This is a genomic window from Martinezella lusitana, assembly GCF_016901135.1.
GTDB classification, from domain to species: domain Bacteria; phylum Pseudomonadota; class Alphaproteobacteria; order Rhizobiales; family Rhizobiaceae; genus Rhizobium; species Rhizobium lusitanum_D.
On record NZ_JAFEVL010000010.1, the window covers coordinates 221,121 to 246,611 of the forward strand.

The following is a 25,491-nucleotide window of genomic DNA, read 5'->3' on the forward strand; positions in this document are numbered from 1 at the left end:
ACTAGATGCCGGCGCTGCCGGCACGACGATAGTCTCACACCCGATGCGCGGCTTTCGAGACAGCCTCCCACGCTTCCCAGGTTTTCATCCGCTCGTCATAGGCCTCGCGAACCATCGAAAGATTGTCGCCCAATATCAGTCGCAAAGGCGGATTGTCGGAATCGACGAGCTTGGCGATGGCCGGCCAGGTTGCCGCCGGATCGCCAAGCATTTCGCCCGTCAGCATCTGAGCAAGATCGTCCCGGGCTTTGTCGTAAATCGCCATCGGCTCGGCGGTTTTCAGCGAAGTCCCGCTCAGGAAATCAGTCGCATAGGCACCAGGCTCGATGATCGTCGTTTTGATTCCGAAGGGGCTAACCTCGGCAGCGAGTGCTTCGGCAAAACCCTCGATTGCGAACTTCGTCGCTTCGTAGATCCCGGCCGTCGGAACGGCGAGCAGGCCGGCCAAGCTCGAAACGGGAAGGATGTGACCGCTGCCTTGCTCGCGAAGAAACGGCAACGCGGCCTGAACGAGGGAAATCGTGCCGAATACATTCGTCTCGAAGACAGCCCGCATGTCGGGAAAGCTCGTCTCCTCGATCGCACCCATGAGGCCGTAACCCGCATTGCTCAAAATGATATCGAGCCGGCCAAAGCGGGCGTGTGCCGTGGCTACCGCCTCGAACACGACGTCGCGGTCGGTGACGTCGACACGCATCGGCAACACCCGGTCGCCATAGGCGCTGACCAGATCAGCGATGGAATCCGGATTGCGCACCGAGGCGGCAACCTTATCGCCACGTGCGAGGGCTCCTTCCGCCCAGAGGCGGCCGAAACCGCGTGCAGCTCCCGTGATAAACCAGATCTTGCTCATGATTTCAGTCCCTTCCGATCGGCCGTGCCGACGCTCTGACATTTTTAGTCTATGTGTCAGATAGCACTATTGACATAAATGGTCAATATGTCAGAATGTCAGCCATGAGTGATCCAGCAAGCAGTCGTCGGTCGCATATCGTCGGGGCGGCGACATCGATATTCCTGCGTTACGGTTTCGGCCGGACGACGATGGCGGATATCGCCCAGGCAGCGGGCCTGACGCGACCGACCCTCTACCTCACGTTTCCGGACAAGGAGTCCGTGTTCCAGGCGGTCGTCGAAGCGATGATCGAAGAGAAAATGTCGCAGATCCGAACCGGAATTTCGGACCTCCCCACGGTCGACAGGAAGCTCCTGTATGCCTGCAACGCCTGGGCGGCCGAAGGGTACGAGCTGGTGCAGGCACACCCTGACGCGCGCGATATGTTCGACCTCGGCTTTAAAAGCGTCTGCGCCGCCTATCAGGCTTTCGAAGATCTGATTGCCGACATCCTGAGGGACGCTGTTGACCGATCGGCGCTCGACCTGTCGCCGGCAAAGCTGGCACGGTCGATTGTCTATGCCCTCAAGGGCTTCAAGGATGTCGCAACCAGCAGCGCAGATCTGCGAACCCTGATCGCTACGCATGTCGCAGTCGTCAGCGCCGCACTTTCGCCGCTCTCCAACAAAGATGGGACGCGCCCAAAATGACTGTTCAGACGTCAATATCGCCAGAAGAAGCCGCCGACAGGCTCGCAATCCGCCAGCTCATCGACGCCTATGCCCACTGCGCCGACAGGCGGGACGCCAAGGGGCAAATGGCTCTCTTCACCACCGATACGGTTTTCCAGGTCTTCATGGACAGCCGATCGGCAGAGCCCACGCAGACGCTGCACGGCCGGGATGCCCTCGCTCCGGTGTTCGAAAATCTCAACACCTACCAGGCCACGACCCACTTCAATGGCCAAAGTACCGTGGAGATCGAAGGAGACACGGCGAAGGGCGAAAGCTACTGCATTGCCCATCATCTGACCGTTGATGGCGAGAAGCGAAGCTTGATGGTCGCGTCGATCCGTTACCTCGATACGTTCAGCAAGACGAACGGGGCCTGGCTTTTCGCCGAACGCAAGTTGATGGTCGATTGGACCGATACGCGCAGCTCCGTCGCTTGAGGCTCGCAACGGCGGAGTAATCTAGGATACCGCCGCATCGGCGGTGAGGGACTGAGCTGTCTTAGGCTCAGGACGCACCAGCAAATAGAATGCGAAGACGTGGGTGATCATCAGCAAGGGCACATAGATGATCGGGATTGCGTATGTTGCGCCCAATTCGCCCGCCCGCGCCGGAAGACCGACCTGGATCGCCTGATAGTAGTCGAGGATGAGGTCGGTTATTCCCACGAGATTGAAGGCAACGACGAACAGCCAGAAGACGGAACGTATCCTGATCGTGATGAGCGCCAGCATGGCGAGCAGCCCGGTCGCGAAATCGCCATAGGCAGCGAAGCTGGCGAAGCTAGCGGGCAGGTTGGGGCTGACGACGCCCGGGAGAATGAAGACGAGCCCAAAGAAGCGGAAGCTGTGCAGGGTGGCGATGGCGCGGTGCGTCTTGACCCTGTCCATCGATTTGAGCCAGGGCAGAATGTAGGCGCCGAAGCAGAGCAGCCACGCGACATAGCCGAGGACAAGATGGGTTTGGAAGAGCAGTTCTATCGACATCGGCGGGACTCCTGTTTGCAAGTCCAGATGTACAACCGCTTCCCGTGACGGACTATTCGCGATAATCTTGTCGAGCTATGAAGCGGAACTTCACAATCAGACAAGGTGCGCTAGATGGCGTGGAGGCGTTCCTGAGCGTCGCTCAGCACCGCAGCTTTCGCAAAGCGGCCGCGGAGCTCGGGGTGACACCATCGGCGATCAGCCAAGCGGTACGCACCCTTGAGGCGCGCGTCGGCGCAGCACTTTTCATTCGCACGACGCGCAGTGTCGGCCTGAGCGAAGCCGGCGAACGATTTCACGCGCGCGCAAAGCCCGCTTTCGAGGAGCTTGTCGCCGCAAGCGAGGTCGCGCGTGACCTTGGGCAGCGGCCTGCCGGACTGCTGCGTCTCACAGTGCCGCCGTCGGTAGTGCCGATCCTGCTGGAACCGCTGATCGCATCCTTCTGCCAAGCCTATCCCGACATCGAGGTGGAGATCGTCGCAAGCGCGGATTTGGTCGATATCGCTGCCGGAGGATTTGACGCCGGCATCCGGCTCGGCCAGTTCATCGAGGCCGATATGATCGCGGTGCGTTTGACGCCGTCGCTGCCGCTGGCTGTGGTCGGCAGCCCCGACTATCTGCGCAAGCGACAGCGGCCGGAACTCATCGACGATCTCAGCCGGCATGCCTGCCTGCGCATGCGCCGCTCGAACGGGTCGATCGCGCCATGGTCCTTTGTCGATGGCAACGAGGAAGTCGAGGTCGTCGTTTCAGGGCCTTTTATCGCCAACGACATTCCCACAATGCTCGGGGCGGCCGTCGAGGGATTGGGCCTGGCGCAAGTGCCCGAGCCGATCACTGCCGACGCGGTGAAAGCGGGCAAACTCGTGCGCGTGCTGGAGCCGTTTGCGCCCATGGCGCCGGGTGTGTTTCTTTACTATCCCGGATACCGGCAAATGATGCCGAAGCTGCGCGCCTTTATCGATCACGTGAAGAGCCGCCTCGGACACCGCCAATAAGGTCCAAATTCATGATGATGATGGACGCGCTCGCGGTGTGAAAATGCGCTGATCTGGGGCCGCGCTGACTCCAATAGATGGAGACCGCTCCGGCACGTAGATCACGATGGGAAACCGATCGACAGCTACCGCGGAGGCAACATCGTCTATCGCAGGCCGTTGTATCCTCTTTTTGCTCAGCAGTACTTCCCCTCATTCCCACTCGATTATTTGGATGTGCTAACGCTTTGTTATTACCGTGCTTTGGAACTAATGACGTGCGAGATCGTTCATCTATAACTTTGATACGACGCTGATGTCGTGCCCGGCCGGCTGGGTAAGCGGCGCTCTTGAGGAATAGCTCATCATGAAGATTTCGTCCGGATTTCGTTCAGTCGCGGTTGCCGCCATCGCCGCCGCCGGAATTAGCTTTGCCAGCGTCGCGCATGCCGACAGCGGTACCATTCGTTTCGCCGTCTACAAGGCGGCCTTTTTCGTCGGTGGTTCCGGAGGCGAGGGCACGTTGACCTTCCATGGTCGCCGATATCCCGTCTCGATCGGCGGTATCTCGGGCGGCCTCGCCTTCGGGGCCTCCAAGACCTATTTCCAAGGTACCGTTACCCATATTCGCCGCGCCCAGGATGTGTCGGGGATCTATGGTGCAGCAGGCGGCGGCGGCGCAGTCGGCAAAGGGGCCCAGATGATCGTCATGACCAATGACAAGGGCGCCCAACTCGAACTCACAGGCAAGCAGGTTGGCCTGCAGGTCAATGCCGATATCAGCGGTCTGAGCATCACGGTGAAGTAAGGGCGCCACACCGGTCGTCATTCCTTGGATAAGCCCGATCTGCTAAATTTAGCGATCGGGCACTTCCGGGAAAGCGATCTAGGGAGTGCCTTTACCTCTATTCCCACTCGATTGTTCTGATTGATCATTCGGCTTCCGACTGGCCGAAACGCCAGGCGTCGCCGGCGACCTGCCGGGCGTCAGTCGCGCGATATGGACAGCCCCGCGAGAAGCGGAGCGTACGCGGCGAGCCTGCGGGATACGAACTCCGTGAAGAGCCGCACGCGCTTCGTCTTGCGTGTCTCCCCCTGTGTGAGAAGCCAGAGCGTTCCGTACATGTGCAGATCGGTGCCCGGCACCCTCACCAGTAGGGGGTCGGCATCTCCGACGAAGCACGGCAGTGTCGTGATCCCGAGCCCTTGCCGTACAGCAACGATCTGCGCCTCGCCGTCCGTGGTCCTGAATGGAACCCCCGTGGTGCGAACCTCACCCTCGCTGGCCCAATCCGGAATTCCATGAACGCTTATGACGATCCACCGGATGGGATCAGGCGCGCCCGCACGCCATGCGGCCAGTCGATCGCGAGACATGTAGACGCCGCCGAACAGCTCCGGTCCCTTAAGGCCGTGAAGATTGAGCGGCAGGGTTTTGCGGTCGTAGACGACGCGGATCGCCACGTCGGCCTCTCGGTTGGTCAGATTTGCCAGCTCGCCGGACGACAAGATTTCCATCTCGATCTCCGGATGCAGACGCGCGAAATCGGCGAAGTCCGGCATGAGCAGGTGTGTCGCCAGCGTCGGAGCCAACGTCACCCGCAGAAGCCCGCGCACGCTCTGGTCGCGACCGAAGACGCGCATCTCCAGCTGGTGCGACGACGCTTCCATCTGGTTCGCGAGCTCGAGGACCTCCTCGCCCGCAGCCGTCAGGCGGTAGCCCGAAGGCAGTTTTTCGAACATCTGCGCCCCGAGGCGTTCCTCGAGCTGTGCAACGCGTCGCAGCACGGTTGAATGATTCACCCTGAGGTGCGCGGCGGCAGCCCGCACCGAACCTCCGCGCGCCACGGCAAGAAAGTAGCGAACGTCATCCCAGTCGATCATGGTGCAATTCCGCACCGTGCGGTGCGCCTTCCAAAGCCCGTGTCCAACACATCGAGCAGTATATCTAATGTGGGTGGCGCGGGGTGGTTATCATAGCCCATACCGACAAGCACGGCCCAATTCCGAACGGCGGAACCTTATCGTCTCGCCTGGCGTTGTAGCCCTACTGGATCGATTTCGCACCACCGATGTGCGCGCCTCCTCACTCAACGCCTGACCTCGGCGGACCCATGTTAGGGTCTCGGGGGCGTCCCCCCCCCAAAAAAATACCAAGGCGAAAGCCTGGAAGGATCCATGACATGACCAGATTGAATGGAAAGACCGCCGTCATCACGGGCGGCGCTACGGGCATCGGCCGCGCCGCAGCAAAGCGCTTCATCGAGGAGGGCGCCTTCGTCTTCATCTTTGGCCGCCGGCAGGAAGTGCTTGACGCCGCCGTGGCCGAGCTCGGGCCTAATGCCCGCGCGGTGAAGGGCTCGGTCTCGGATGAGGCCGACCTCGACCGACTCTATGCGGCGGTGAAGGCCGAGCGCGGAACCCTCGACATCGTCTTCGCCAATGCCGGGGTGGGAAGCCAGCTTAAGCTCGGCCAGATCACCGCCGAGCACATTGACGAAACCTTCGATGTCAATGTGAAGGGTACGATCTTCACGGTCCAGAAGGCGCTGCCACTAATGGGCAAGGGCGGTTCGATTATCCTGACCGGATCGAGCGCCGGCACCACGGGCGCCCCGGCGTTCACCGCCTACAGCGCAAGCAAGGCGGCCGTGCGCAACCTTGCACGGACGTGGGCGGAGGACCTGAAGGGCACCGGCATCCGGGTAAACGTGCTGACGCCCGGGGCGGTGGCGACCGAACTCGCGGCGACAGCGCTGGGCGAGGAAGGCCTGAAGGCCTACGGCTCGATGACTGCGCTCCAGCGCATGGGTAATCCGGCGGAGCTCGGGGCTGCTGCTGCCTTCCTCGCGTCGGACGACAGCAGCTTCATGACCGCCAGCGAAGTCGCCGTCGACGGCGGCCTGGCGCAACTCTGACCCCCGGCGCGGTTCTGCGCCTAGCTTACACGCAGCAAAGGAAAAAAGATTATGAAAGCACTCGACGGTAAAATCGCAGTCATCACGGGCGGAAGCAGCGGGATCGGGTTAGCCACCGCCAAGCGCTTCGTGGAAGAAGGTGCGCAGGTCGTGATCATCGGGCGACGCGAGAAAGTCTTACAAGAGGCCGCGGCCCTTATCGGGAAAAACGTGACAACAGTCGTGGGCGACGTCTCGCGCTTGGAAGATCTGGACCGCCTCTACACCACCGTGAAGGAGAAACATGGTCACATCGACATTCTCTTCGCAAACGCGGGCGCAGGTACGGTCGCGCCGCTCGCGGCAGCGACTGAGGCCCATTTTGACCAGACCTTCGATGTAAATGTGAAGGGTCTGTTCTTTACGGTGCAGAAGGCCCTTCCTCTCTTCAAGGACGGCGGATCGATTATCCTGAACTCTTCGGTCTCGAACGTGATGGGGCTGCCAGCGTTCAGCGCCTACGCAGCAAGCAAGGCGGCTGTTCGCAGCTTCTCGCGGTCTTGGACCCAGGAGCTGAAGGGCCGCAATATCCGCGTGAATACGATGAGCCCCGGCGCGATCGAGACCCCCGCCTTGGCGACAACGACCGGCCTCACCGCTGAGCAAGCCGAGGAGGCGGTCGCCCAGTTTGCGTCACAGATCCCGATGGGTCGCAGGGGCAGGCCAGCGGAAATCGCGTCTGCCCTCACCTTCCTCGCTTCCGATGAAAGTTCCTACATCACCGGCATAGATCTCGCCGTCGATGGTGGTTGGGCGCAGGTCTGACCCGGCATTCACACAGGATTGGAGAAGCATTATGAGCTATGCAATTATCGGCTTCGGCAACATCGGTCACGCTCTGGCCAAAGCCTTCGCCCGCAACGGCATCGAAGTGACCGTTGCAACCACGCGCGACCCGGAAAGCTTTGCTGCTGATGCGGCCGCGATCGGGGCCAAGGTCACTGCCAAAACACTAGCGGAAGCCGTCAAGGCGGACATCATCTTCCTGGCTGTCCGTTTCGAGGCACACGCCGATGTCGCAGAGGCGCTGCCCACCTGGCAAGGGAAAACCATCATCGATGTGACCAATGCCTACGGCGTGCCCCCCGAGGACCTGGGAGGACAGCCGTCTTCCAAATTCGTCGCGCAAACCTTCCGTGGTGCAAGGCTGGTCAAGGGTTTCAACCACTTAGGCGCTGCCGTTCTTGCCCAAGATCCGGCCGTGCATGGTGGCAGGAGAGCCGTGTTCCTAGCGAGCGACGATGATAACGCAGCAGCGGAGATTGCTGCACTTGCGGAAAATCTCGGTTTCGCACCAATCAAACTAGGCGGGCTGTCGGAAGGCGGGCTGCTGGTCCAGGCGCGTGGAAATAGCTGGGGTCGGCTGATCTTTAAGGACCTGGTCAAGTTCGACTGATCAACACGGCGGGACCACGATCCGCGCGAAATGGAGAAATTCCCATGAGCATTGAGAAGAACATCCAGACCGTGAAGGACTTCTTCGCCGCGATCGGCCGCGGCGACAGGGAGGCTCTGCTGGCGCTGGTAGCCGAAGACATCGAGTGGATCATTCCGGGCGAGGACTGGCCGCTGGCCGGAACGCGCCACGGACACGCCGGGCTGGCGGATTTGCTTGAGACGGCATCCAAGTCGATAGAAACGTCCACGGAACCACGGGAGTTCGTAGCGCAAGGAGACCGGGTCCTCGTGCTCGGCTTCGCGAGGGGAAAGATCAAAGCTACGAACAAGACGTTCGAGGACGACTGGATCTTCGCCATCACGGTCCGGGAAGGCAGATTGACCAGCATCCGGGAGTACGTCGACACACAAGCACTGGCGCGGGCCTCCGAGACGGACACGAACCCGACGCCCTCGCTCATCGACACCGGAGCCGCGCAACGAGCCTCGTAAGGCCTACGAATACGGTGAACGAGCCATCGATCGCCGCCTCGCACGCCGCGCGCGCGTCGAACGTCCAACCACAAAGGAAATCCCGATGTACGACCAATCCAAGCAATCCGAGTTGATCCGGTTCGCACGCGTCGATGCGGGCTCCACCGTCATCGACGTTTACCCGGGCGACGGCGACTGGACCCGTCTCTTCTCCGACATCGTGGGACCCGAAGGGCGGGTCTTCAGCTTCGTGCCGGCCGAAGTCGCCGACTTCAAGAACGATCCGGTCGGCCGTATGCGGACGCTTGCGAAGGAGCCGGGCCGAGAGAACGTCGAGGCCGTCTCGGCGGACCTCGTGGCGATGCCGGAGGTCACGCAGCAGCCAGCGGATGTCCTGTGGCTGCATCTGTTCTACCACGATCTCCACACCGCGCTGATCCAGGCCAGGGGCGCGACGGCGGCCGACTTCAATCGGGCCGTCTACGATCGACTCAAGCCTGGTGGGTTCTACGTCATCGTCGATCACGCCGCCACCGCCGGGGCAGGCACGGGCGATGCCCAGTCGCTGCATCGGATCGACCCTGCCTCCGTCCGCGAGGAGGTGGAGGCGGCCGGCTTCGTACTGGACGCGGAAAGCACCATGCTCGCGAACAGGGACGATCCGCACTCGATCAAGGTGTTCGATCCCTCGATCAAGGGCGAGACCGATCGCTTCGCCTATCGGTTCAGGAAGCCCTGACAGTGATTCATCCGCGCTAAAATGAGATCAGCTCTCTCAAGCGTGGAAGCGTTGCCGCTTCGTCTTTCTGTCGAGCGACGACGAGGACGCGATCGCTCCCGTGGCGGATTTGGCCAAACAACTCGGGTTCGCACCCGTCAAGCTGGGAAAGCTCAGCGAGGGTGGCGCGCTGGTGCACGCACGCGCCGCACTTGGGGCCAGCTTACCTTCCAGGATTTGTTCAAGAAGGAACAGTAATCGATCTACGACCGTATGATCGACGCCGAGAACTGGTCGCGCGCTAACTTCTTCGAACAGCGCGCGACCGAATATTTGAAGGCCGCGCTCCCCTTCACTCCCACTCGATCGTGCCCGGCGGCTTCGACGTCACGTCGTAGACCACGCGGTTGATGCCTCGGACTTCGTTGATGATCCGGGTCGCGGCGCGGCCGAGGAATTCCATGTCGTAGTGGTAGAAGTCGGCGGTCATGCCGTCGACGGAGGTGACGGCGCGCAGCGCGCAGACGAATTCGTAGGTGCGGCCGTCGCCCATGACGCCGACGGTCTGGACCGGCAGCAGCACGGCGAAAGCCTGCCAGATGGCGTCATAGAGGCCGGCCTTGCGGATTTCGTCGAGATAGATGGCATCGGCTTCGCGCAGGATCTCCAGCTTCTCGCGGGTGATGCCGCCCGGGCAGCGGATGGCAAGGCCCGGGCCGGGGAAGGGATGGCGGCCGATGAAGCTGTCGGGCAGGCCGAGCTCCTTGCCGAGCGCACGCACCTCATCCTTGAAGAGTTCGCGCAGCGGCTCGACGAGCTGCATCTTCATGCGCTCCGGCAGGCCGCCGACATTGTGGTGCGACTTGATGGTGACCGAGGGGCCGCCGGTGAAGGAAACGCTCTCGATGACATCGGGATAGAGCGTGCCCTGGCCGAGGAAATCGGCGCCGCCGAGCTTCTTGGCCTCTTCCTCGAAAGTCTCGATGAAGAGCCGGCCGATGATCTTGCGCTTGGTCTCGGGGTCGCTGACGCCCTCCAGCTCGCCGATGAAGCGGTCGGCGGCATCGACATGCAAAAGATGCAGATTGTAGTGCTCGCGGAACATGGCGACGACGCCAGCCGCCTCGTCCTTGCGCATCAGGCCGTGGTCGACGAGGATGCAGGTGAGCTGGTCGCCGACTGCTTCATGAATCAGCAGAGCGGCAACGGAGGAATCGACGCCGCCTGACAGGGCGCAGATGACGCGCTTGTCGCCGACCTGATCGCGGATCGCCTGCACGGCCTTGGCGCGATAGGCCGACATCGACCAGTCGCCCTTGAGGCCGGCGATGTTGTGAATGAAATTGCCGATCAGCTTGGCGCCGTCGGGCGTATGCACCACTTCCGGATGGAACTGCACGCCATAATATTTGCGCTTCTCGTCGGCGATGAAGGCATAGGGCGCGTTCGAGGAGGTGGCGACCACTTCGAAGCCTTCTGGGAGCGCGGTGACGCGGTCGCCATGGCTCATCCAGACCTGATGGCGCGAGCCGGAGGACCAGAGGCCCTCGAACAGGGCGCAATCCTCGTTGACGTCGAGGAAGGCGCGGCCGAATTCGCGGTGATGGCCGCTCTCGACCTTGCCGCCGAGCTGCATGCACATGGTCTGCTGGCCGTAGCAGATGCCGAATACCGGGATACCGCTGTCGAAGATGATCTGCGGCGCCCGCGGCGAGCCTTCGTCCACGGTCGAGGCCGGGCTGCCGGACAGGATCACGGCCTTTGGCTGCAGCCGCTCGAAACCGGCTTCGGCGGATTGGAAGGGGACGATTTCGCAGTAGACGCCCGCTTCGCGCACGCGCCGCGCGATGAGCTGCGTCACCTGGCTGCCAAAATCGACGATGAGAACGGTGTCTGGATGTGCTGTCTGGGTCATGGCGAGCCTTTAATGAAAAGCGCTTTCGCTGGCAATCGGGCAAATCATGCTAGGCCCGATTTTATTGTCCCGATTGTCCTCACTTTTGACGGTCTCGGGTCTGTCAGAACCAGAATACGCCGTCTTCCAATGCGGTAAACAGCCCGTCGACGGCATAGGACAGTTTGCGGTCGATGACGTGCAGATATTCCGTCCAGTCGGAAATGTGCTGCAGCTCCACCTGCCCATCGGAAATGCCGCGCAGCCCGATCAGCGGCCGGCCGTAGACCTGGCAGGCGCGCAGCACCGCGAAGGTTTCCATGTCAACCATGTCGGTACCGATGCGCTCGTAGGCATCCGTGCCGGACACGATGTTGCCGCCGGTGGAAAGGCTCGCTTCGGCAATGGCGGGAATGCGCAACGGCAGCTCGATCGTCGCCGGCAGGTCGAGGAATGGCGTACGACCTTTCTCGAAGCCGAGAGGTGAGGCGTCCATATCGCGGTAGGAAACCGAGGTAACCTGATAGACCTCCGTCTGCTCCAGCCTGGCGGAGCCGGCCGAGCCGAGCGAAACCACGAGATCGGGCAGGTCGTCATGGGCTTCGAGCTGGGCAAATGCGCGGGTGAGCGCGATCCCCGCCTCGACGGGGCCGACGCCGGTCATCAGCGGATCGATGCGCGAGCGCAGGAAGGGCCCATATTCCGCCTCTGCCGCCATGACAAACAGGATCGATTTGCCCGAAACGCGCTTCAATTCGAATTTCATCCGCTAATTCCCTCTCTGCCCCGGATGACCATCATCGTTCCGGTCATCGAGGCAATCAGCTTGGCCGGCCCGTCGCCAATCGCATAACCGCGTCCATCGGCCACGATAATCGTCGTGCCGGGCTTGGTGACATCGCCGCGAAACAGGAAACGTTCGCCGCGTCCCGGCGACATCAGGTTGATCTTGAATTCGATGGTGAGGATCGATGCGGATGGATCAATGACACTGTAGGCCGCAAATCCGCAGGCGGAATCCAGCGCGGCGGCGATGATGCCGGCGTGGAGGATGCCGTGCTGCTGTGTCAGCTTGACGTCGAACGGCAGCTCGATCTCGACTGCGCCATGTTCGACGCGTGTCAGTTCCGCGCCGATGGTCGCCATCGCCGCCTGCCGCTCGAAACTCGTTCTGATGCGGGCTCGAAAATCGCCGCTGTCTGCCTCTGTCATGCCGTCCCCTTTCGCGGGTGCGAAATTGGCATGGAGAGGCGGCTAGGACAAGGGTCATGCGTGGGAAAAGGAAAGCCTTTGCGGCTTCTGCCGCCGACATCGAATTTCCTCAATGGCGGCATCATGCTATCCGAAACGAGAGAATTCATGGCGAGGGGCATCGATGACGACGATCCTGCAATCGGTGGCGGCATACGAGACCTGGATGCGGGCGCAGCTTGGCAGCGATCTGGTCGAGTCCGGTCTGACAAAGAAACACAAGCTCATGAAGAGAGACAGCTTCTCCTTCCTGCGCGGAACCTACTGGCGCTGGGCCGAAACCATCCTCCAGATCTGCCCCGATCTCGCGAGTGCGCCACAGATATTGGCGATCGGCGATACGCATCTCGAGAATTTTGGCACATGGCGTGACGAGGAAGGGCGGCTGATATGGGGCGCCAATGATTTCGACGAGGCCGCGGTCATGCCTTATGCGCTCGATCTCGTGCGCCTGGCGACCAGCGCGATCCTGGCGCGGGGTAATGATGGTCCGACGCCGCGCGCCATCGCCGATGCGATCCTTGGAGGCTATCGCCGCGGTTTGCAGCAACCGTCTCCCGTCATCCTGGAGCGCGACTACAAACGGCTGCGCAATGAGGTGCTGCTGTCGAATGCCGAGCGCAAGGCTTTCTGGGAGAAGTATCGCAGCCTGCCACCGGCGAAAGACCCGGTGCCGGAACCTTATCTGAAGGCGCTGCGCAGGGCATTGCCGGATCCGATGACAGAATTCGAGGCAAAGCCGCGCCTGGCCGGTACCGGCAGTCTCGGCCGCCCGCGTTTCGTCGCCTATGTCGAATGGCGTGGCGGTCCCGTCCTGCGGGAGGTGAAGGCGCTGCTGCAGTCGGGCTGGTCGCTCAAGCACAATCCCTCGGACAAGGCGACCCATACGGGTGTCATCGCTGCCGGGCGGGCGCGCTCGCCCGATCCGCGTTACCAGGTGAGCGGCAAGCTCCTGGTCCGCCGTCTATCACCCAATAGCCGCAAGATCGAAGTCGACGGAGACGTGCAGGTGCTGCTGGCGCCGGACATGCTGGATCTCATGGGCTTCGAAATCGCCAACTGCCATGCCGACGATGCCTCGCACATGCCAGGCATCGTCGCCGATCTCGATAAGCGGGGCGCCGATTGGCTGCGAGCGGCGGCAAGGGCCGTCGCTGTCGCTGTCAGTGCGGAACAGGCCGAATTCGCCAGGAAGGGATAGGCCGGCAGCCTGTCGGTCTAGAGCAATTCCAGGAAAAGTGCGAAGCGGTTTTCCGTCCGGGATTGCGCAAAAACAATAACATAGAGCGGTTAGGCGATTCCGTGAAACGCCTAACCGCTCTAGTGCCCGGCTGCTTCGAGGATCAGTCGGGCGATCGTATCGGGGTGAGAGATCAGCGCAAGATGGCTTGCCTTCACCTCGATGGTCTTGGCACCCATGCGCTTGGCCATGAAGCGTTCCAGGTCGGGATTGATCGTCCGGTCTTCGCTGGAAACAGCATACCAGCTCGGCTTTGAATGCCAGGCGGCGGCAGTCGTCTTGCCTGTAAGGAGTTCCTTGTGGAACGGCTCCTGCACGGCATAGAGGACTTTGGCCTTGGCTTCAGGCAGATCGCCGGCGAAGTCGCGCAGGAAGGCTTCTTCGGTCAGGCGGCCTTCGTCGCCGTCAAAGACGATGCCGGCCGATGCCGGCGGCGTCGGATAAGTCTTGGCAAGTGCTGTGTAATCCTCGCCGGCATCGGGCGCGCGGGCCGCGACATAGACCAGCGAGGAGACCTTCGGGTGCATGCCGGCTTCGGTGACGATCATGCCCGAGAATGAGTGACCGACGAGCACGGTCGGGCCGTCCTGGCGATCGAGAACGCGCTGGGCGGAGGCAACGGCTTCGGGCAGCGTGGTCAGCGGGTTCTGCACCGCGGTGCAGTTCAGCCCCTTTGCCTGCAGTCGCGCGATGACTTCCGACCAGCAGGAGCCGTCAGCAAAAAGCCCGTGCACCAACACGACGTTGCGGGCCTTTTGCGGTGCTGATTTCGCCGAGCCGCCGGCAGCGTTGGTGGCGGCCATGCCGCTGGTGGAAACGAGAGAGGCGGCGGCACCGGCAACAAGTGCCGCCGAGAAATTCCGTCTGGTTATCATCATGGTCCTGATCCTTTGCATCGGAGGGGTGAAATCGGCAGTGGAGGGCCTTTCGGCCCAGGGGCAGGGACGACGGGTCGCTCGCGATGTCATTATCGTTGAAAACAGCATCCCGCCCGAAGCGCTCGGGCAAAATCTGCTCTGCTTGCATTCTGGTCTGGCATTCTGGCCGCCCTGCGTATGCAGGAGGACGTCTGATGAAGGATCTTGTATTCCTGCCATTCGCGATGGTCAATCATTGAATACGTAACAGTTGCGTGATAGGCATTCTGCATGCAATGTAGCGAGGCAGTGGCGATATTGCATACGAGATGGCCAAAAATGCCAGGAGATCTGGAATGACCAATGGACTCGAAGATTCCGCCGACGACCGCGAATTGCTGTCGGACCGTATCCGCAATGCTCTGGCGGATGAGATCGCGACCGGACGTCTGGAGGCGGGCGCGGCGCTCGACGAGCAGCATCTTGCCGATCGCTTCGGTGCCTCGCGCACGCCGGTTCGCGAGGCGCTGCGGCAATTGGCGGTGAGCGGTCTTGTCGAGGTACGGCCGCGCCGCGGCGTCGTCGTTGCCCGCATGACACCGGAGCGCATCATGGAAATGTTCGAGACGGTGGCGGAGATCGAGGCCATGTGCGTGAGGCTCGCCACCTATCGCATGACGCCTTTGGAGCGCAGCCACCTGATCGAGCTGCACGATGCGTCCGAAACGATCGTGAAGAAGGGCGATTTCGATGCCTATGACGCCTTCAACCGCGCTTTTCACGAGGCGATCTACCACGCCACGCATAACAGCTTTCTAGCCGAACAGGCGATTGCCATTCGCAGTCGCTTGACGGCGTTCCGCCGCGCTCAATTGCAGCAGGAAGAACGCCTCGATCGCTCGCGCGCAGAGCATGAAGCCATCATGCAGGCAATCGCCGAAGGTGACGGCGAGATGGCGTCGCGGCGCATGCGTGCGCACATGCTGAATGCGGCGACGGCGCTGCGCCGCTTCATCGAAGCCAGCAAGCCGGTCTGAGCAGCGGTAAAATCAGCCGCGGGCGATGCGGACGATATGCTGATCCCAGGCGACGTCGCTTTTCTGCGCCAGAAACTCGCCGTCATAGGAGGACACGGCAAATCCGTGGGTAGCAGGCGCGATGCCCGCTGCATCAGGCAGGCTTTCGACCTTCAGCACCTTGCCCGTCTTCGCATCAAGCGTCACCGACGTTCCCTCGACCGGCGATGTCACGCCCACGAGGTTCTCGGCGCGGTTGACGGCAATGGCGCCGACATAGTTGCCGAGCGCACGCGTCGTTTCGTCCGGCAGCGTGACGAAGGTCAGGTCTTCTCCCTTGGCGAAGTGGCCGACGAGCGGCGGCAGATCGTTGCGATGGCCTTCATACTGGCAGGCGAACCAGACCCGGCCGGTCGCATCGATATCGACATGCCGGGTGGAGACCTGGGCATATTGCGCCGGCAGGACATGTTTCTCGATCAGCCGGCCGCTCGCTGCATCGATCAGCGTCAGCGACGGCTCCATATGGTCGAGATTGAGCTTGGTGCGGCCGAAATCCGGATGCGTCTCGATGCCGCCATTGGCAACGATCAGGAACTTGCCGTCATCCGAGACGGTCATGTCGTGCGGGCCGACGCCATAGGTGTCGTATTCGCCGATGCGGGCAAAGCGGTTGCGGGCATCATAAAGCCCGATGATGCCGCGATTGTCATCGAAGTCGTTCTCGCTCGCATAAAGCAGCCGGCCATCGGGCGAAAACGTGCCGTGCCCGTAGAAGTGCCGGCCTTCCCTGGCGCTAATGACGATCGGCTCGGCCTTGTTCCAGGGATCGAAGATCATGGCGAAAGTGCCCGGCCGGCGGGCGAAAGCAACGGTCTTACCCGTCGCCTTCGAAAAGGCCATGCCATGGGCGCGGGCGGGCAGGGATACCTGATCGACGATTCTACCCTCTTCGGTCACCGTCGCCACCGCGAAGGAGCCGTCGGCGGCGCGTATGCCGGAAGCATAAACAGCATCGGCTCGCTCCAGCGCCATCAGGGCGCCGGGCTTGAGCGCCGCGAGGAATGTCAGCCCTGCGGCCTTGACGAAAGCTCTCCGATCGATCAGCCCGCTGCGCATCGCGGTTAGTCCCCGTCCGCGAAGGAGAAGCCGGCGGAAAGCCCGATGGCTCCGCCGTAGTCATCGCTGAAGCCGGTGGTGAGGTCGCGGCTGACGGCGAGCAGCTTGTCGAGCTTGGCGCGTTCAGCATCGTTGCCAAGGGCTGTCTCGATGTTGGGATTGATCGTCGGCGCGGTGGTCACAAGCTCGTTCAGCAGCTTGTCGATCTTGGCGGCGGCGTCACGCTTGTCCGCAGGCAGCAGGCTTGCCATATCTGCCTTTTCCCAGAGCGTCTTCAGACCCTCGACATTGCCGGTGAACGACGTCCAGGTGTTGCCGGAGCGCCAGTAGATCGCCATTTTCGGCCGCGCGGAGGCGGGATCACCCTTGTAAAAAGTCTCCAGCCGCTGGTCGCGGACATTGGCGGCGCCATGCACGAGGATGCCGAGCAGCGCCGTGACGGCTTCCTTGTTGTCCATGAAATCATTGCTTGTTTTGCCGGGGTTCTTCCAGGATTTCTGCACGCCATCAGGCGCGTCCCATTCGTCGGCGATTTCCTTGGCAGTGTTCTCGATGTTGCCGGCGACGGCCGCGCCATAGCGGCATCGGAAGCCCTGCTTCTGGGTGGCGAGAACGTCCGAACCGGTGCCGTAGAGCACATATTCCAGCGCCGTCATGCTCATGAGCGCCACGCTCTTGCCGGCAACGGCCTCGACCGTTGTGTCCTGCTCATCCGCCTTCGCGATCAGCGCCTGCACCTGCTTGAGGCCGACGCCTTTGCGGTCTGGATAGAACAGGATGTGCTCGAAGCGGTTCTTGTCGATGATCGGGCCGGTATCGACGATTTCGATGCGCGACCAGCTCTTCACGGTGTCGCCGAAGGCCGATTGGGCGCTGGCGAGCGTGGCGGCGGTGGGATCGGCGCAAAGCGCCTTCATTGCAATGGTCAGCTTCGAGGCGGAATCGTGCATGGCGCGATAGCCGGGGCGAATGACATCGTCCACCGCCTTCTGCAGGGTTGCGGGCACCGCCGCTTCGTTCAGGCCGGCGCCATTGGTCGTCGCGTCCTCGGCATGGGCTGATAGCGCCGAGACGGTGAGGAGAAGGCTAGCTGCGAGACGTTTCCAGTGGCGCATCAGAGAGACTCCAGAAAGTTGATGAGGGCTTGCCGATCGTCTTTCGAAAGGTCGGCGAATGCATTGCGGGCTTTTTCCGCCTCTCCTCCATGCCAGAGGATGGCTTCGGTCAATGTGCGGGCACGGCCGTCATGCAGATAAGCCTGCCGGCCGCTCACCGTTTGGGTCAGGCCTATACCCCAGAGCGGCGGGGTGCGCCAATCGCGGCCGGACGCGACACCCACCTGCTGGCCGTCGGAAAGGCCTTCGCCCATGTCGTGCAGCAGGAAGTCGGAATAGGGCCAGATCAGCTGGAATGACTGCGGCGCGTCCTTGCCGTCGCTGCCTTTAAGGTTGTCGCGGGTCACGAACTTCGGCGTGTGGCAGGCGGCACAGCCGGAGCGATAGAACATCTCCTTGCCGTGCAGCACATCGGGAAAGCTCGCCTTGCGCCGGGCGGGCACGGCAAGGTTTTCGGAATAGAAGGTGACGAGAGCAAGGATCGGATCCGGCGCCTCCGTTTCGCCCAGGCGCTTCTGCACGCCGTTCGGCATGGCAAGGCAGCGCGGTTCCTTAGGCGTGCAATCGCCATAGGGGTTCGGCCGGTCCGGCGTCGAGATGCCGATATCGACGGAGAAGGCGTCCGCCACCTGATCGCGCACCGTTGCATTCTGGGCCTTCCAGCCGAACCTGCCGAGCGCAATCTCACCCGTGCGGTGATCGCGGACGATGGCGGGCCTGCCGCGAATGCCGGTGCCGTTCTTGCCGTCCGGGTCGGCATTGGCGAGAATGTCGGCTTCCGGAATGGCTTCGATCAGGCCTAGGCCGATCATCGGCGGCGCGATGCGGGGCGAAAGCGTCGTCGTCGGGTCGAGCGGCCCAGAGGCCAGATCGCTCACGCCGTAATGCGGCCTGCGCAGCGTGACCGTCTCGCCGCCTGCAAGCGTCACCGTCTCCTCACTATAGCTGACCGTCACTTTGCCCTCGGCGGCAAGGCCGGGCACGGCAAGATCCTGCAGCTGTACGCCGTAGGTCTGATCCGGGAAGTTGAGGACGCGGAAATCCTTGGCTGCCTGCTCCTCTTCCGGCGTGGCGGCAGGCCGCGCCAGGCGCAGGACCATCGAGGTCGCGGCGGCTCCGGCAGTCTCCGGCGGATGGCCGCGACCGTCGCGGATGTGGCAGCTCTGGCAGGAGCGGGCGTTGAACAGCGGCCCCAGGCCGTCGGAAGCCTGCGTGGAGGAGGGGGCCGAGACCCAGAGCTTGCGAAAGAGGGCGTTGCCCAGGTGGAAGTTCTCGCCGCGCTCCAGCCCCAGATTGGCAGAAGGCTGCGAGAAGATATCGCGAGTGACGGGATCGATCGACGTGGCCGCCCCGCCCTGCATCGCCTCATAGGCCTCGGCCTTGGAAAAATCCGTGGTCGCGCGGGTAACGTCGCGCACCCGGTTCAGCTGTTCGGTGGAAAGATCGCTGCGGGTGGTCGGAAAATCGAGGATGCCGGCAACGGCCAGGGTGATGGAAAAAACCAAAAAACCCGCAGCGAGGGCGGGCAAAAGGGCGCGGTTGGCCGGGATGCTTGTCATGGGGGTCAGGGCGGCAGCGTCTTGTCGCGCTGCCGCCCTCCTTTATTACTTCTTGAAGACGGAGTTAGGATTGTCCAGGCTGTCCGAACCTTCAAGCTTGATCGTACCGAGATCGAGGGCGGCAATGACGCGCTGGATGCTCTTCGTCTGGTCGAGCAGGCCATCGATGGCCTTCTGCACGGTGGCGTTGCCTTCTTTGTTGCCTTCGCCGATCATCTGGTCGTATTTCTCGACCGTTTCGCCGCGATGCACCAGTGCCTTCATGGCTGTCAGGGTAGCGTTGAGCTTGCCTTCCGTCTCCTTGTCGAGCGCTGCGTCCTTGGCCTTGACCAGATCGTGCAGCGACGGGCCCTTCAGCTTGGTGCCGTCGACGCGGGCATAGTTGCCGGTATAGGCAGAGGCGATGCCGATGGCGTCGCCATTGTGCTCATTATAGGTATTGTCGGAGAAGCAATCCTGCTCCTCTTCCGGATCGTGAAGCAGCAGGCCGAGCTTCATGCGCTCGCCGGCAAGTTCGCCGTAGGAGAGCGAGCCCATGCCGGTCAGGATGGTGGTAAGGCCAGCTTTCGGATCGGCTTCGACATGCTTGGTGGCTTCGCCGTCCGGCGCCCACTTGGCCGTCATGTCCTGAAGGTCCGAAACAAGAAGCGTCGAAACGGACCTCAGATATTCCGCGCGGCGGTCGCAATTGCCGTGCGTGCAATTCTTCAAGTCGTAATCGGTTGCGGGGCGTTCGCCGGCGCCCGGCCCGGTGCCGTGCAGGTCCTGGCCCCAGAGCAGGAACTCGATGGCATGATAGCCGGTCGCGACATTGGCCTCGACGCCACCAGCCTGATGCAGCGTGCCCGACAGGAATTCCGGGGTCAGATGCGAAGCGTCGACATCCTTGCCGTTGATCTTGATCGTCTTGTTGGCAATGACGTTGGCAACATAGAGCGCGTTTTCATCGCTCTCCGTGCCGTAGGAAGCGTCGACATAGTCGATCAGGCCCTCGTCCAGCGGCCAGGAATTCACCTTGCCTTCCCAATCGTCGACGATCGAGTTGCCGAAGCGATAGACTTCCGTCTGCGCATAGGGAACGCGGGCCTTGATCCAGGCAGCGCGCGCCGCCTTCAGCGTCTTGTCGCTGGGGTCGGCGAGCAACGCGTTGATCGCCTTGTCGAGCGCCTGCGCCGTCGTCAGGGAGTCCTGATATTTGGCATGCGCCACTTCCGCATAATGCTTGAGGACGGCAGCCGGCTCGGGGGCGGCTGCAACGGCGGGAAGGGCGGCTGCGGCAGTCGTGACAACGGCCACCGCGAGCACGGCGCCAAAATTGATCTTCAGTTTCATATTCCTCTCCTACGACAGCGGGGCGCACCGTCAAAAACTTGGTATTTTGTCTCATGTATGAAAAACAAACTTGTGTCAAATGGTCTAGTTTAGAATAATTTTAAGGCAGGAAATTATTGGCTAAGGTCGCGCGAATGGAATGGATTTGCTTGAAAAAGCGGCAGATACAGGTCAAAAAACAGGCAAATAGATTTCAGCCGAGTTTCGAAGATCTTTCATGCGTCGCCATTTCAAGCATTTCCTTCACCGTCATGAGCCGAAAGGCCATTGGCACGGGCATCTAAAGTCGGGTGTAGGCGCCGTCATGGGCATGACCGCCGTTGGCGCTCTGGCGATCGCGACAGGTATTCCCTTGCTGATCGCACCCTTCGGCGCAACGGCCGTGCTGATCTTCGGCCAGCCGAAAAGCCCGCTGGCGCAGCCGGCCAATGTGCTCGGCGGCTATCTGCTGGCCGCCTTTGTCGGCAGCCTTGCCATGGCGCTGCTGCCGGGCCTTTGGTGGGCAGCCGCCATCGCGGTCGGCCTTGCTATCGCCGCGATGCTTATTTTAAGGGTGACGCATCCGCCGGCCGGCGCCGTGCCGCTGGTGGCATTCGGATCGCATCTGTCGGCGTTGACGCTGTTCACCGTCGTCAGCCTCGGCGGTCTGCTGCTCATCGCGATTGCCGTGCTGCATCATCTCATCCCGCCCCGGCAGCAATATCCGCTGCGGGCGGATTGATTTCAGCTCATCCCTTCCGCTTCAGGCGGCAAAAGAAGAAGCCGTCCGTATCGGTCGAGGCGGGCGTCAACGTGATGGTCTTACCATCAGACGAGCGTGGCTGCGGCGTATCTTTGCCGAACAGTTTTTCCCAGGAGCTCAGCGCCTCCACGACGTCGAAATCCGGGTTCTGGCTGGCGAAACGGTTGACCTGTGCCTCGTTTTCCTCGGGCAGGACCGAACAGGTGACATAGAGCAGCGAACCGCCGGGGCGGACGAATTCGCCGGCCTGGGCCAGCGCTTCCTGCTGTTGGCTGGTACGCTCGTCGAGGTTCTTCTGCGTCAGCCGCCACTTCGTGTCGGGCCTTCGGCGCCAGGTGCCGGTGCCGGTGCAGGGCGCATCGACCAGCACCTTGTCGAACTTGCCGCGCAGCGCCAGCAAGGCGTTGCGTTCGTCATGGACCTGGACATTGCGGGTTCCGGCTCGCTTCAAGCGCTCGATGATCGGCGCCAGCCGCCGCCGGTCGGAATCGTAAGCGTGGACCTGACCCTTGTTGTGCATGGCAGCCGACATGGCGAGCGTCTTGCCGCCGCCGCCGGCACAATAGTCGAGCACCTGGTCGCCGTCTTCGGGCAGAACGAGATCGGCGACGATCTGCGAGCCCTCGTCCTGCACTTCGAACCAGCCCTTCTGGAAGGAAAGCTCGGCAGTGACGTTCGGCAGCCGGGATGCACCTTCGCCGGCGGGAATACGGATGCCGAAGCGGGCGACCTTCGATGCCTGCGCACCGGCGCGATCGAGCGCTTTCACCACCTTGGCGCGGTCCGCCTTCAGTGCATTGGCGCGAAGGTCGAGCGTCGGGCGCTCTGAGAGGGCATGCGCTTCGGAAAGCCAGTCTTCGCCGAAGGCGCGCTCAAAGGAAGGTTCGACCCATTCGGGGATATCGCCCTGGATATGCCGGGGCGCATCTTCGAGCTTGCGGGCAGTAAAGGCAGCCAGCGCCTCGGCGCTCGGGGCCTCGGGGGCGAATTTGTCGCCGTCGAGCTCGGCAGCCAGCGCCTCAGGCGTCAGGCCCCATTGGCGAAAGAGCACGGCATGGGCAAGGGCGGAGGGGCTGTCGTCACCCATGAGCCAGGCATGGGATAGCCGCATGCGCAGCGCGTCGTAGACGATATTGCCGATCGCGGCCCGATCGCCGGAGCCCGCAAAACGATGAGCGAGCCCCCAATCCTTCAGGGCGTCGGCCACCGGTCGCTTGCGCGTTTCGATATCGGCAAGAACCTCGATGGCCCCCTGCAATCGGCCGCCCAGACGCATTCACTACTCTCCTGCTGGCGCATGGTCCCGAAACTCGGTGGAGCTTGTCGGTAAATGGCATGCGCTGCCAAAATGTCGCTGACGTCTCATCAATCCGCACGAATAGTGCACATGGCGGCGGATTATTGAGACGTCCCAACCGCGTGGTAGCCGCGATTGACGGAGAGAGCAAGCGTCGTGCCGAAATGCCTGGCAGTTCCGGGCTGATCGGCCGATTACTTCGAGGCGACGACCTCGTAGCAGACCTTGGCGGTGCCGGAGGCGACCATGCCGATATCCTGAGCGGCGGCACGGGAGAGATCAAGGACGCGTCCGCGAATGAACGGTCCACGGTCGTTGATGCGAACGACGACGCTGCGGCCATTATGCTTGTTGACGACCTTGAGACGCGTGCCGAAAGCAAGCGAGCGGTGGGCGGCAGTAAGGTTTCTGGAACTCATACGTTCCCCGGAAGCAGTTTTGGAGCTTCCTCCGTACCATGAAGCGCCTCCACATCCATTCGAAGCTAATACCGGTGTCGAAAGAAGAGCAAAGGAGGCGGATATAGTTGCGGCGATTGCCAAAGAACGTCTGATGTTCGTCAAACCGAATTTTCCCTCAAGCTGTTGAACTTGCGCCTTGCGTAGGCGGCGGGGCTTAAATCCGGCCAAAAATGGCGAAAAAGTGCCTCTTTTGATCACGGAGTATTACAATGTGTAACATTCGTGATGCAAAGCAAACTATATGACGAATGATTGGATTTATCGATTTGTGGAAAAAATCTAATAAAATCAGTTAAAAATGGAACAATTATTCTTGTCGGCATATGGCAATGCACGGGATCACGAAAATCGGAAAAATAATTTTCCGACTTGCCACAATTGCTGCCGCATTTGTGCCAATTTAGAGGTCGTTAACCATAATTGTGGAGTAAATTGAACTAAGCGAAGCGGCCAAGTAGGAATTTTCGTGCGATTCCTCTTGATTGAAAGACGGGTTTCCTAGCCGCGCCACCGCCCCGATGACCAGAGTTCCGCAAGCGACATGCGGTATTCGGGATAGCGAAAGGCAAAGCCGAGGGCGCGCAATTTCGCGTTCGAGACGCGCTTGTTCTCGCCATAGAAGGACCGCGCCATCGGCGTGAGCTCGGCCGTTTCGAAAGGCTGTTCCGGAGGCGGTTCGACACCCATGAGACGGGCAGCTTCGGCGACCACATCCTGCGGCGGCGCGGGCTCGTCGTCCGTGACATTATATATACCGCCGAGCTTGCGGTCCGACAGGAAGCGCGCGCAGGCGCCGATGTCTTCGACGCGGATACGGTTGAAAACCTGATTTGCCTTGATGAGCCGCCGCGCCGTGCCCTTTTCCAGATTGCTGAAGGCATTGCGACCCGGGCCGTAGATGCCGGAAAGCCTCAGCACGGCAACGGGCAGGTCGAGCCTTGCGCCGACGCGAAGCCAGCCGTCTTCCGCCTCGACACGCTCGACGGAGCGCTCCGCGATCGGATGCAGCGAGGTCTGCTCGCTGATCCAGGCCCCCTTGTGGTCGCCATAGACGCCAACAGTCGAGAGATAGCAGATCCATTCCAGCTTTGGCATCAGCGCCCGCAGATTGAGCTGCGCCAGTCGCAGCAGCGGATCGCCTGATTTCCCCGGCGCGATCGATTGCACCAGATGCGTGGCGGATTTCATCGCCTCACAGAGAGCCGGATCGAGCGTCTCGCCGTCGAAGACGAAGGCTTCTATGCCTTCCGCGGCCAGTAGCTCCGCCTTGTCGGCCGAACGGGTCGTGCCCGTGATGCGAATGCCGGGGCCTGCGAAAGCCTTGGCGATTGCCGTCCCCGAGTAACCACAGCCGAAAATCACCACATGCATCACATCACCCCTGCCATTTTCCATTCCGCGCGAACCTCTTCGTCCGGCTCGTCATCCCTTTCTGCCGCAAATGCCCGGAACTCGCCAGCCGTCATCAGCCGCGACAGCGCCCAGACGGCCATGCCGCGCACGACGGACGAGGGGTCCTTCGTCAGATCGCGGCATAGCTCGATCAAAGCGCGTTCGCCAGAATTGCCGGCGGCGATGAGCACGTTGCGGATGAAGCGGTCGCGGCCGATGCGCTTGATCGGCGAGCCGCTGAAGAAGGCGCGAAAGGCCGCATCGTCCAATGTCAGCAGAAAGGAGATCGATGGTTCCTTGAGATCTTCCCGTGCCACCAGCTTCATCTCGGAGGCAGCACTGGCAAACTTGTTCCAGGGACAGGCGGCAAGACAGTCGTCGCAGCCATAGATACGGTTGCCGATCATCGGCCGGAGCTGCGGATCGATCGGTCCCTTGTGTTCGATGGTGAGATAGGAAATGCAGCGGCGCGCATCAAGCTGATAGGGTGCGGGAAAGGCGGCGGTCGGGCAGACGTCGAGACAGGCGCGGCAGGAGCCGCAATGGTCGATTTCCGGCTCGTCCGGCTCCAGATCGGCCGTGGTGAACATCGATCCGAGAAACAGCCAGGAGCCGTGTGTGCGGCTGACGAGATTGGTGTGCTTGCCTTGCCAGCCGAGCCCTGCTGCGGCCGCCAGCGGCTTTTCCATGACCGGTGCGGTATCGACGAAGACTTTTACGTCCTCCTTAGAGCGCGCGGCAAAGCGGGTGGCGATCTCCTTCAGCCGTCCCTTGATGACATCGTGATAGTCACGGTTGCGGGCATAGACGGAGATCGCTGCCTTGTCGGTCTTCTCCAGAATGCCGCGCGGATCTTCGTCGGGACCGTAATTGAGGCCGAAAACGGCAATGGAGCGGGTTTCGCTCCAGAGGACACGCGGATCGCCGCGCCGGTCGCGCGTCTCCTCCATCCAGCTCATGGTGCCGTGATGACCCTGTTCCAGGAACTGGCCGAGCCTGACGGCTGCTTCGGGGATGGCGTCCGGTCGCGTGATGCGGCAGAGGTCAAAGCCTTGGGCGCTCGCCTCTTCGCGCAGAAAGGCGGTCAGTGCGCGCCGTCGCTTGCCGGCTTTTTCCGCTTCACGATCCTCGGGCATATCT

Annotated in this window: 27 protein-coding genes and 1 pseudogene; 13 read left to right on the forward strand and 15 right to left on the reverse strand. The window is 61.8% G+C overall.

The annotated features are described in order from the left end of the window. Positions 1-34 precede the first annotated feature (34 nt). Positions 35-853 carry an SDR family NAD(P)-dependent oxidoreductase gene (locus JTP94_RS03990; RefSeq protein WP_246754653.1) on the reverse strand — a complete coding sequence of 273 codons (819 nt, stop codon included), beginning with the start codon at positions 851-853 and terminating at the stop codon, positions 35-37. Between the two features lie 104 nt (positions 854-957). Here JTP94_RS03990 and JTP94_RS03995 point away from each other — a divergent pair, with 104 nt between their 5' ends. Both JTP94_RS03995 and JTP94_RS04000 read left to right on the forward strand, forming a co-directional pair. After that, the gene (locus tag JTP94_RS03995; RefSeq protein ID WP_204849253.1) at positions 958-1,545 is read left to right on the forward strand and encodes a TetR/AcrR family transcriptional regulator; all 588 of its coding nucleotides are present in this window, start codon (positions 958-960) and stop codon (positions 1,543-1,545) included. Then, positions 1,542-2,006, forward strand: coding sequence for a nuclear transport factor 2 family protein (locus JTP94_RS04000; protein WP_204849254.1), 465 nt, complete (start codon positions 1,542-1,544; stop codon positions 2,004-2,006). Before JTP94_RS03995 ends, JTP94_RS04000 begins: the two co-directional genes overlap by 4 nt. Positions 2,007-2,027: 21 nt before the next feature. On the opposite strand, the gene JTP94_RS04005 is transcribed toward JTP94_RS04000, so the two are convergent. Then, positions 2,028-2,552 (reverse strand): hypothetical protein, encoded by a 525-nt coding sequence (locus tag JTP94_RS04005; protein ID WP_204849255.1) that lies wholly within the window; start codon positions 2,550-2,552, stop codon positions 2,028-2,030. 77 nt (positions 2,553-2,629) lie between these two features. On the opposite strand from JTP94_RS04005, the gene JTP94_RS04010 reads away from it, so the two are divergent. Then, on the forward strand, positions 2,630-3,550 hold the full coding sequence (locus tag JTP94_RS04010) for a LysR family transcriptional regulator (protein ID WP_204849256.1): 921 nt from the start codon (positions 2,630-2,632) through the stop codon (positions 3,548-3,550). A 346-nt stretch (positions 3,551-3,896) separates the two neighbouring features. Beyond that, positions 3,897-4,337 carry a hypothetical protein gene (locus JTP94_RS04015; protein WP_204849257.1) on the forward strand — a complete coding sequence of 147 codons (441 nt, stop codon included), beginning with the start codon at positions 3,897-3,899 and terminating at the stop codon, positions 4,335-4,337. A gap of 179 nt (positions 4,338-4,516) precedes the next feature. Here the strand turns inward: JTP94_RS04015 and JTP94_RS04020 are convergent, their stop codons facing one another. Further along, positions 4,517-5,413, reverse strand: coding sequence for a LysR family transcriptional regulator (locus JTP94_RS04020; protein ID WP_204849258.1), 897 nt, complete (start codon positions 5,411-5,413; stop codon positions 4,517-4,519). A 299-nt stretch (positions 5,414-5,712) separates the two neighbouring features. On the opposite strand from JTP94_RS04020, the gene JTP94_RS04025 reads away from it, so the two are divergent. The 6 genes and pseudogenes from JTP94_RS04025 to JTP94_RS04050 form a co-directional block, all read left to right on the forward strand. Then, positions 5,713-6,447 (forward strand): SDR family NAD(P)-dependent oxidoreductase, encoded by a 735-nt coding sequence (locus tag JTP94_RS04025; RefSeq protein WP_204849259.1) that lies wholly within the window; start codon positions 5,713-5,715, stop codon positions 6,445-6,447. Between the two features lie 51 nt (positions 6,448-6,498). Next, on the forward strand, positions 6,499-7,251 hold the full coding sequence (locus JTP94_RS04030) for an SDR family NAD(P)-dependent oxidoreductase (protein WP_204849260.1): 753 nt from the start codon (positions 6,499-6,501) through the stop codon (positions 7,249-7,251). 31 nt (positions 7,252-7,282) lie between these two features. Beyond that, positions 7,283-7,882 (forward strand): NADPH-dependent F420 reductase, encoded by a 600-nt coding sequence (locus tag JTP94_RS04035; RefSeq protein ID WP_204849261.1) that lies wholly within the window; start codon positions 7,283-7,285, stop codon positions 7,880-7,882. A 44-nt stretch (positions 7,883-7,926) separates the two neighbouring features. Beyond that, on the forward strand, positions 7,927-8,376 hold the full coding sequence (locus JTP94_RS04040; RefSeq protein WP_204849262.1) for a nuclear transport factor 2 family protein: 450 nt from the start codon (positions 7,927-7,929) through the stop codon (positions 8,374-8,376). 85 nt (positions 8,377-8,461) lie between these two features. After that, positions 8,462-9,097, forward strand: a complete 636-nt coding sequence (locus JTP94_RS04045; RefSeq protein ID WP_204849263.1) for a class I SAM-dependent methyltransferase — start codon at positions 8,462-8,464, stop codon at positions 9,095-9,097. 55 nt (positions 9,098-9,152) lie between these two features. Then, a pseudogene (locus JTP94_RS04050) lies at positions 9,153-9,334 on the forward strand (NADP oxidoreductase coenzyme); the annotation flags it as partial. A 94-nt stretch (positions 9,335-9,428) separates the two neighbouring features. On the opposite strand, the gene guaA reads toward JTP94_RS04050, so the two are convergent. The 3 genes from guaA to JTP94_RS04065 all read right to left on the reverse strand — a co-directional run bounded on the left by guaA (position 9,429) and on the right by JTP94_RS04065 (position 12,182). Beyond that, positions 9,429-10,991: a glutamine-hydrolyzing GMP synthase gene (guaA, locus tag JTP94_RS04055; protein WP_034514100.1), complete on the reverse strand. Its 1,563-nt coding sequence runs from the start codon at positions 10,989-10,991 to the stop codon at positions 9,429-9,431. A 103-nt stretch (positions 10,992-11,094) separates the two neighbouring features. Beyond that, the gene (locus tag JTP94_RS04060; RefSeq protein WP_204849264.1) at positions 11,095-11,736 is read right to left on the reverse strand and encodes a 5'-methylthioadenosine/S-adenosylhomocysteine nucleosidase; all 642 of its coding nucleotides are present in this window, start codon (positions 11,734-11,736) and stop codon (positions 11,095-11,097) included. After that, positions 11,733-12,182: a PaaI family thioesterase gene (locus tag JTP94_RS04065; RefSeq protein ID WP_037197294.1), complete on the reverse strand. Its 450-nt coding sequence runs from the start codon at positions 12,180-12,182 to the stop codon at positions 11,733-11,735. Before JTP94_RS04065 ends, JTP94_RS04060 begins: the two co-directional genes overlap by 4 nt. Before the next feature lie 163 nt (positions 12,183-12,345). Here JTP94_RS04065 and JTP94_RS04070 point away from each other — a divergent pair, with 163 nt between their 5' ends. After that, positions 12,346-13,422, forward strand: a complete 1,077-nt coding sequence (locus JTP94_RS04070; RefSeq protein WP_204849265.1) for a DUF2252 family protein — start codon at positions 12,346-12,348, stop codon at positions 13,420-13,422. Positions 13,423-13,541: 119 nt separating this feature from the next. On the opposite strand, the gene JTP94_RS04075 is transcribed toward JTP94_RS04070, so the two are convergent. Continuing rightward, positions 13,542-14,339, reverse strand: coding sequence for an alpha/beta fold hydrolase (locus tag JTP94_RS04075; protein ID WP_204849266.1), 798 nt, complete (start codon positions 14,337-14,339; stop codon positions 13,542-13,544). A gap of 335 nt (positions 14,340-14,674) precedes the next feature. On the opposite strand from JTP94_RS04075, the gene JTP94_RS04080 reads away from it, so the two are divergent. Continuing rightward, on the forward strand, positions 14,675-15,355 hold the full coding sequence (locus JTP94_RS04080) for a GntR family transcriptional regulator (RefSeq protein ID WP_204849267.1): 681 nt from the start codon (positions 14,675-14,677) through the stop codon (positions 15,353-15,355). A gap of 12 nt (positions 15,356-15,367) precedes the next feature. On the opposite strand, the gene JTP94_RS04085 is transcribed toward JTP94_RS04080, so the two are convergent. From JTP94_RS04085 to JTP94_RS04100, 4 genes are read right to left on the reverse strand one after another with little or no spacing between them, the layout of a single operon-like run. Next, entirely contained in the window at positions 15,368-16,453 is a 1,086-nt protein-coding gene (locus tag JTP94_RS04085; RefSeq protein WP_204849268.1) for a DUF1513 domain-containing protein, read from the reverse strand. A gap of 5 nt (positions 16,454-16,458) precedes the next feature. Continuing rightward, complete coding sequence (locus tag JTP94_RS04090; RefSeq protein ID WP_204849269.1) at positions 16,459-17,568, reverse strand: imelysin family protein; 1,110 nt, start codon at positions 17,566-17,568, stop codon at positions 16,459-16,461. After that, positions 17,568-19,127, reverse strand: a complete 1,560-nt coding sequence (locus tag JTP94_RS04095) for a di-heme oxidoredictase family protein (RefSeq protein WP_204849270.1) — start codon at positions 19,125-19,127, stop codon at positions 17,568-17,570. Before JTP94_RS04095 ends, JTP94_RS04090 begins: the two co-directional genes overlap by 1 nt. Positions 19,128-19,172: 45 nt before the next feature. After that, positions 19,173-20,459 (reverse strand): imelysin family protein, encoded by a 1,287-nt coding sequence (locus JTP94_RS04100; protein ID WP_204849271.1) that lies wholly within the window; start codon positions 20,457-20,459, stop codon positions 19,173-19,175. Between the two features lie 217 nt (positions 20,460-20,676). On the opposite strand from JTP94_RS04100, the gene JTP94_RS04105 reads away from it, so the two are divergent. Continuing rightward, entirely contained in the window at positions 20,677-21,180 is a 504-nt protein-coding gene (locus JTP94_RS04105; RefSeq protein ID WP_204849272.1) for an HPP family protein, read from the forward strand. A 7-nt stretch (positions 21,181-21,187) separates the two neighbouring features. Here the strand turns inward: JTP94_RS04105 and JTP94_RS04110 are convergent, their stop codons facing one another. The 4 genes from JTP94_RS04110 to queG all read right to left on the reverse strand — a co-directional run bounded on the left by JTP94_RS04110 (position 21,188) and on the right by queG (position 25,487). Continuing rightward, complete coding sequence (locus tag JTP94_RS04110; RefSeq protein WP_204849273.1) at positions 21,188-22,477, reverse strand: RsmB/NOP family class I SAM-dependent RNA methyltransferase; 1,290 nt, start codon at positions 22,475-22,477, stop codon at positions 21,188-21,190. Positions 22,478-22,692: 215 nt separating this feature from the next. Further along, complete coding sequence (locus JTP94_RS04115; RefSeq protein ID WP_204849274.1) at positions 22,693-23,061, reverse strand: septal ring lytic transglycosylase RlpA family protein; 369 nt, start codon at positions 23,059-23,061, stop codon at positions 22,693-22,695. Positions 23,062-23,457: 396 nt separating this feature from the next. Next, on the reverse strand, positions 23,458-24,330 hold the full coding sequence (locus JTP94_RS04120; RefSeq protein WP_204849560.1) for an SDR family oxidoreductase: 873 nt from the start codon (positions 24,328-24,330) through the stop codon (positions 23,458-23,460). Further along, entirely contained in the window at positions 24,330-25,487 is a 1,158-nt protein-coding gene (queG, locus tag JTP94_RS04125) for a tRNA epoxyqueuosine(34) reductase QueG (RefSeq protein WP_204849275.1), read from the reverse strand. The genes JTP94_RS04120 and queG overlap by 1 nt, the downstream gene beginning before the upstream one ends. Positions 25,488-25,491 lie beyond the last annotated feature (4 nt).

What these genes read in the sequence shown, in the direction of transcription:
- JTP94_RS04085 (WP_204849268.1), bottom strand. Translation starts at nt 16,453, where the DNA reads ATGCGCAGCGGGCTGATCGATCGGAGAGCTTTCGTCAAGGCCGCAGGG.
- JTP94_RS04000 (WP_204849254.1), top strand. Translation starts at nt 1,542, where the DNA reads ATGACTGTTCAGACGTCAATATCGCCAGAAGAAGCCGCCGACAGGCTC.
- JTP94_RS04035 (WP_204849261.1), top strand. Translation starts at nt 7,283, where the DNA reads ATGAGCTATGCAATTATCGGCTTCGGCAACATCGGTCACGCTCTGGCC.
- JTP94_RS04030 (WP_204849260.1), top strand. Translation starts at nt 6,499, where the DNA reads ATGAAAGCACTCGACGGTAAAATCGCAGTCATCACGGGCGGAAGCAGC.
- JTP94_RS04070 (WP_204849265.1), top strand. Translation starts at nt 12,346, where the DNA reads ATGACGACGATCCTGCAATCGGTGGCGGCATACGAGACCTGGATGCGG.
- JTP94_RS04065 (WP_037197294.1), bottom strand. Translation starts at nt 12,182, where the DNA reads ATGACAGAGGCAGACAGCGGCGATTTTCGAGCCCGCATCAGAACGAGT.
- JTP94_RS04120 (WP_204849560.1), bottom strand. Translation starts at nt 24,330, where the DNA reads ATGCATGTGGTGATTTTCGGCTGTGGTTACTCGGGGACGGCAATCGCC.
- JTP94_RS04100 (WP_204849271.1), bottom strand. Translation starts at nt 20,459, where the DNA reads ATGAAACTGAAGATCAATTTTGGCGCCGTGCTCGCGGTGGCCGTTGTC.
- guaA (WP_034514100.1), bottom strand. Translation starts at nt 10,991, where the DNA reads ATGACCCAGACAGCACATCCAGACACCGTTCTCATCGTCGATTTTGGC.
- JTP94_RS04010 (WP_204849256.1), top strand. Translation starts at nt 2,630, where the DNA reads ATGAAGCGGAACTTCACAATCAGACAAGGTGCGCTAGATGGCGTGGAG.
- JTP94_RS04020 (WP_204849258.1), bottom strand. Translation starts at nt 5,413, where the DNA reads ATGATCGACTGGGATGACGTTCGCTACTTTCTTGCCGTGGCGCGCGGA.
- JTP94_RS04060 (WP_204849264.1), bottom strand. Translation starts at nt 11,736, where the DNA reads ATGAAATTCGAATTGAAGCGCGTTTCGGGCAAATCGATCCTGTTTGTC.
- queG (WP_204849275.1), bottom strand. Translation starts at nt 25,487, where the DNA reads ATGCCCGAGGATCGTGAAGCGGAAAAAGCCGGCAAGCGACGGCGCGCA.
- JTP94_RS04105 (WP_204849272.1), top strand. Translation starts at nt 20,677, where the DNA reads ATGCGTCGCCATTTCAAGCATTTCCTTCACCGTCATGAGCCGAAAGGC.
- JTP94_RS04005 (WP_204849255.1), bottom strand. Translation starts at nt 2,552, where the DNA reads ATGTCGATAGAACTGCTCTTCCAAACCCATCTTGTCCTCGGCTATGTC.
- JTP94_RS04080 (WP_204849267.1), top strand. Translation starts at nt 14,675, where the DNA reads ATGACCAATGGACTCGAAGATTCCGCCGACGACCGCGAATTGCTGTCG.
- JTP94_RS04075 (WP_204849266.1), bottom strand. Translation starts at nt 14,339, where the DNA reads ATGATGATAACCAGACGGAATTTCTCGGCGGCACTTGTTGCCGGTGCC.
- JTP94_RS04090 (WP_204849269.1), bottom strand. Translation starts at nt 17,568, where the DNA reads ATGCGCCACTGGAAACGTCTCGCAGCTAGCCTTCTCCTCACCGTCTCG.
- JTP94_RS04095 (WP_204849270.1), bottom strand. Translation starts at nt 19,127, where the DNA reads ATGACAAGCATCCCGGCCAACCGCGCCCTTTTGCCCGCCCTCGCTGCG.
- JTP94_RS03990 (WP_246754653.1), bottom strand. Translation starts at nt 853, where the DNA reads ATGAGCAAGATCTGGTTTATCACGGGAGCTGCACGCGGTTTCGGCCGC.
- JTP94_RS04015 (WP_204849257.1), top strand. Translation starts at nt 3,897, where the DNA reads ATGAAGATTTCGTCCGGATTTCGTTCAGTCGCGGTTGCCGCCATCGCC.
- JTP94_RS03995 (WP_204849253.1), top strand. Translation starts at nt 958, where the DNA reads ATGAGTGATCCAGCAAGCAGTCGTCGGTCGCATATCGTCGGGGCGGCG.
- JTP94_RS04045 (WP_204849263.1), top strand. Translation starts at nt 8,462, where the DNA reads ATGTACGACCAATCCAAGCAATCCGAGTTGATCCGGTTCGCACGCGTC.
- JTP94_RS04040 (WP_204849262.1), top strand. Translation starts at nt 7,927, where the DNA reads ATGAGCATTGAGAAGAACATCCAGACCGTGAAGGACTTCTTCGCCGCG.
- JTP94_RS04025 (WP_204849259.1), top strand. Translation starts at nt 5,713, where the DNA reads ATGACCAGATTGAATGGAAAGACCGCCGTCATCACGGGCGGCGCTACG.
- JTP94_RS04110 (WP_204849273.1), bottom strand. Translation starts at nt 22,477, where the DNA reads ATGCGTCTGGGCGGCCGATTGCAGGGGGCCATCGAGGTTCTTGCCGAT.